The following is a 5,409-nucleotide window of genomic DNA, read 5'->3' on the forward strand; positions in this document are numbered from 1 at the left end:
AGATTAATCTTGTTAACATTCCGTCACCACCAAAGAATTCATAAGGAATTACTTGATTTACTCCGGCTGTGAATGGACCAGGGAAGTTTGCTTTATCTAAGTATTTAGCTGGTACGTCAATTGTATCTTTAGTATTATCCATAACACCTTTTTTAACTTCGTTAACAGTTGTTAATCCATTTAGATTTACATTTACATCTTTTGTAGCTACTACATTTGTTAAATCTGCTTTGCCGTCTTTTTCACCGTATACTTTGATTGTTGCTTTGTAGCTTTGTGTTCCATTTGCTTTAAGTAAATCTAATAGTTCTTTATCTGATTTTCCTTTTGTTCCTTCTAAGTCTACTTCATAGAAGTATAATCCTTTTCCTAATTTTTCTAATGGTAATAAGGCTGGATTTTTCGCTGATCCGTTATCTGACCATGGGGCTTTATCTGATGATTTTAAGATTAATCTTGTTAACATTCCGTCACCACCAAAGAATTCATAAGGAATTACTTGGTTTACTCCCGCTGTAAATGGTCCTGGAAAGTTTGCTTTATCTAAGTATTTAGCTGGTACGTTAACTTCATCTTTTGTATTGTCCATTACTGCTTTTTTAACTTCAACTGGTGCTGTTTTGTGTGTAGTCATATCTGGTGCTTCCATTTTTGGTGCGTCAGCAGTATCTTTAGCAAGACTTAAAATATTATTGTCTATTGCTTCAGGTTTAGCTTCTCTATCTGTTCCAACTATAGGTTGTTCGACTGTTTTATCAGTTTCTTTAGGTTTTACTGTTGTTGATTCTACTGATTCAACTTTTTCTGTTGGTTTAGTAACTACATTTTCATCTACCTGCGTTTTTACAGTTTCAACTATTGGAGCTTTATCCAATTGTTTATCACTTGCGTGTGCTTCTCCACCTCCTATAATAACAAAAATACCACTTGCAACAGCTGCTGATACTACTCCAACACTAACTTTTCTTATTGCCCATCTTGTAAAATTCTCTGATTTCATAAAGTTATTTTTCATTTGTATTTTTCTCCTCTTAATTAATACTTTATTACCAAAACTTTTTGTTTGATGAATACAGTATACCTTATAGATATTAACTAACTATTAGTAAATGTTTAAATATTTCTTAAATAGATATTATAAAAATATTATTTTCGAAATATACTAATATATATGGCTTATCTTAGATTTCTGACAATTTCGAAAAAAGTTTTTAATTTTTTTAATAAAAAGTGTTGACAAAGAAAAAATCTTATGTTAATATTTCTTTAACAGTTTTAAAAAGCGAAGAAGTGAAGAGCAATATTTCTTAATTATTAGAGACCTTTTGGTTGGTGAAAAAAAGGATTTGAGTGTATTGTAAATGGTCACAGAGCTGAACTAATGAGTATATATAAGTTAGTTCCGGTTGATAACCGTTAATAATCATTGAGGTAAGATTAAAATTTATTTTAAGATTATAAAATTGGGTGGTAACACGGTCATTTCGTCCCTTGTGTTACTACCCTTTTGTCGTATTTAAGACTGAATAAAAAAATATTTTTACAAATTAATATATTATTACATGGATAAGATGAGTAGAAAAAAGGATTTACACCAGAGAGTCTCGGTAGCTGAAAAGAGATTAATGAGTTTTTTTGAAGATGGTCTTTGAGTTTTAATTATCGAGCACAAGTTAGATAATTACGCAGAAAATAGCGTTAAAATTTTAATGAGGTGGAAAACTAAAAAATTCAATTTACCATTTTAGATTTTCCATAAAATAAGGTGGTACCACGTATAAAACGCACGTCCTTAGACAATATTAGATATTGTTTAAGGGCGTTTTTTATTTTTATAATTCAATATACACAAAAAGAGAAAATCTCAGGAGGAAAAAATAATGACAAAAATTTCAAGTTTAGGATACCCACGTTTAGGGGAAAAAAGAGAATGGAAAAAATTAATTGAAGGATATTGGGCTCGTACAGTTCGTCAAAACGAGTTATTTGAAGAAGCAGGAAAACTTCGTCGTCTTTATATCGAGAAACAATTAAATGCTGGATTAGATTTTATCCCAGTTGGTGATTTCTCACTTTATGATCACATTTTAGATTTATCAGTTCAATTCAACGTTATCCCACAACGTTTCGAAGGAAGAGAAGTTGATGTAGACTTATTCTTCGATATCGCTCGTGGTAACAAAGATAATGTTGCATCTGCACTTAAAAAATGGTTTAACACTAACTACCACTACATCGTACCAGAATGGGAAAATGTTAACCCTAAATTAAACAACACTCGCCTATTAGACTTATACAAAGAAGCAAAAGAAATCGTAGGAGATAAAGCTAAACCAGTAATCACTGGACCAATTACATATGTTGCTTTATCTAGTGGATTAGCTGAAGGAGAATTCGAAAAAGCTTTAGATAAATTAGTTCCACTTTACACTCAAGTATTCAAAGAATTAGCTGAAGCTGGAGCTGCTTACATCCAAGTAGACGAACCAATCTTTGTTACTGATGAAGGAAGAAACTATGTAGAATTAGCTCACAAAGTATACAACCACTTCAACAACGAAGTAGATGCTAAATTCATCTTCCAAACTTACTTTGAAGCATTAGTAGAAGCTGAAAAACTTGTTGATTTACCAGTAGCTTTCGGTTTAGATTTCGTTCACGGAAGAGAAGAAAACTTAGCTAATGTAAAAGCTGGTTTATTCAAAGATAAAGAAGTATTTGCTGGGGTTGTTGATGGACGTAACGTATGGAGCAACGATTTCGAAGATAGTTCTGCATTATTAGAAGAAATTAAAGCCAATGTTGCTGAATTAGTAATTCAACCTTCATGTTCATTACTACACGTACCAGTAACAACTAAAAACGAAACTGAATTAGAAGAAACATTATTAAATGGTTTAGCATTTGCTGATCAAAAATTAGTAGAGCTTAACTTACTAGCTAGCAAATTAGATGGCAAAGAAGATGCAGCATACCAAAAACACGTTGAAGACTTCAATAAACTACAAAATGCTGACTTCAGAAACCTTGAATTAGAATCAAGTGAAAATGTTCGTTCTACTCGTCCATCTGATTACAAAGTTCGTCGTGAAGTTCAAAATAAAAAATACAACTTACCATTATTACCAACTACTACAATCGGATCATTCCCTCAATCTAAACAAGTACGTCTACAACGTGCTCTATGGAAAAAAGGTGAATTATCTAATGAAGCATATGAAAAATTCATTGAAGAAGAAATCGCTCGTTGGATTAAAATCCAAGAAGATCTTGATATCGACGTATTAGTTCACGGTGAGTTCGAACGTACAGACATGGTTGAATTCTTCGGGCAACGTTTCGCTGGATTCGCATCTACTAAATTCGGTTGGGTTCAATCATACGGTTCTCGTGGGGTTAAACCACCAATTATCTACGGAGATGTAAAACACGTAGAAGCTGTTACAGTTAAAGAAACTGCCTACGCTCAAAGCTTAACTAACCGTCCTGTTAAAGGTATGTTAACTGGACCAGTTACAATTCTAAACTGGTCATTCGAAAGAACTGATATTTCTAAAGCAGAAATCTTCAACCAAATCGCTATCGCACTTAAAAATGAAATTGAACTTTTAGAAAAAGCTGGAATTACAATTATCCAAGTTGACGAACCAGCTATCCGTGAAGGATTACCTCTAAGAGACAACAAAAAAGAAAAATATCTTGAAGAAGCAGTATTCTCATTCCGTCTAGCTACTTCATCAGTTCAAGATGATACACAAATTCACACACATATGTGTTATTCTAACTTCGATGAAATTATCGATTCTATCCGCGCATTAGATGCTGACGTTATTTCTATCGAAACTAGTAGAAGCCACGGAGAATTAATCTCTGCATTCGAAACTGCAATCTATCCTTTAGGTATTGGACTTGGAGTTTATGATATCCACTCTCCACGTGTACCAACAAAAGAAGAAGTACGTACTAATATCTTACGTCCACTTCAAAAATTATCTACAGAACAATTCTGGATTAACCCTGACTGTGGATTAAAAACACGTGCTGAAAAAGAAACTATCGAAGCATTAGAAGTTTTAGTTGAAGTAACTAAAGAAATCAGAAACGAACTTTCCGCTAAATAGGAGGTTCGCATGAGAAACTTATTAGAGAGATTAGAACAAGATGTACTCGTAGCCGATGGTGCTATGGGTACGGCTCTCTATAGTAATGGATTGGAAAGTTGTCATGAATATAATAATATCTCTAATCCGGATTCTGTAGAGAAAATTCATAAGGCTTATATCGAAGCTGGAGCGGATATAATTCAAACAAATACTTATGCTGCAAAAAAATGTCAGCTAAAAACTTATGGTTATGAAGACAAGTTTGAAGAAATTAATATTCGCGCTGCTGAAATAGCTCGTAAAGCTGCTGGAGAAAACACTTTTGTTTTCGGTACTATTGGAGCTATCAGAGGACTTCGTGAATGTGAACTATCATTAGAAACAATTGTCAATGAAACACTTGATCAAGTAAAAGTATTATTATCAACAGGTAAAATTGATGCATTACTTTTTGAAACTTATTATGATCAAGAAGAAATTCGTGCTGTTTTAACTGAAGTTAGAAAATTAACTGACTTACCTATTATTACTAATATTTCATTATTAGAAGCAGGTATAACTCAAAATGGGGAAAAAGTAACTGATGCATTAAGCGTAATTGTTAACTTAGGTGCTGATATCGTTGGTTTAAACTGTCATCTTGGTCCTTATCATATGATAAAAAGTTTAAAACAGGTGCCATTATTTGCCCAAAGCTACTTATCTGCTTATCCTAATGCCAGCTTATTACAGTTAACACAAACTATAAATGGTAACGAATACCGTTTTAGAAAAAATTCAGCTTACTTCGAACAAAGTGCTAAGTTACTTGTAGAAGAAGGTGTAAGATTAATAGGCGGTTGCTGTGGAACTACTCCTGAGCATATTCGTGCTATCAAAAAAGGAATAAAAGATTTAAAACCAATCAGAAGAAAAATAATAACACCTTTACCAGCTGAGGAAGAACTTGTCAGAGTAGCAAATAATAAACCAACAATCGTTGATAAAGTGAAAAAACAAGTAACAATAATAGCTGAACTAGATCCACCAAAACATTTAAATGTAGATAAATTTATCGAAGGCGCAAAAGCAATAGATAAAAAGAATATCGAAGCTATAACTTTAGCGGATAATTCTTTAGCTAGCACTCGAATTTGTAATTTAGCTGCTGCTACGTTGCTTAAAGAGCACATTTCTACCCCTACACTTCTGCATTTAACATGTCGTGATCACAACCTTATCGGATTACAATCTCGCTTAATGGGATTTGACCTTCTTGGAATTAATAATGTCCTTGCTCTTACTGGAGATCCAAGTAAACTTGGTG

The 5,409-nt window shown here is 33.0% G+C and carries 3 protein-coding genes and 2 other annotated features; of the genes, 2 read left to right on the forward strand and 1 reads right to left on the reverse strand.

The features are described 5' to 3' along the window. On the reverse strand, nucleotides 1–1,015 hold a 1,015-nt coding region (locus RWN11_RS06845), incomplete at its 3' end, for an SSURE domain-containing protein (RefSeq protein WP_314161003.1). 261 nt (nucleotides 1,016–1,276) lie between these two features. Continuing rightward, nucleotides 1,277–1,495, forward strand: a binding site (T-box leader). A 59-nt stretch (nucleotides 1,496–1,554) separates the two neighbouring features. After that, nucleotides 1,555–1,797 (forward strand) — a binding site (T-box leader). A gap of 83 nt (nucleotides 1,798–1,880) precedes the next feature. On the opposite strand from RWN11_RS06845, the gene metE reads away from it, so the two are divergent. Together metE and RWN11_RS06855 are read left to right on the forward strand one after the other, a co-directional pair. Then, nucleotides 1,881–4,121, forward strand: a complete 2,241-nt coding sequence (gene metE / locus RWN11_RS06850) for a 5-methyltetrahydropteroyltriglutamate--homocysteine S-methyltransferase (protein WP_314161004.1) — start codon at nucleotides 1,881–1,883, stop codon at nucleotides 4,119–4,121. 9 nt (nucleotides 4,122–4,130) lie between these two features. Next, nucleotides 4,131–5,409 (forward strand): bifunctional homocysteine S-methyltransferase/methylenetetrahydrofolate reductase (locus tag RWN11_RS06855; RefSeq protein WP_314161005.1); only part of this gene is annotated, 1,279 nt, incomplete at its 3' end.

The sequence above is a fragment of the uncultured Gemella sp. genome (genome assembly GCF_963519265.1).
Taxonomy (GTDB): domain Bacteria; phylum Bacillota; class Bacilli; order Staphylococcales; family Gemellaceae; genus Gemella.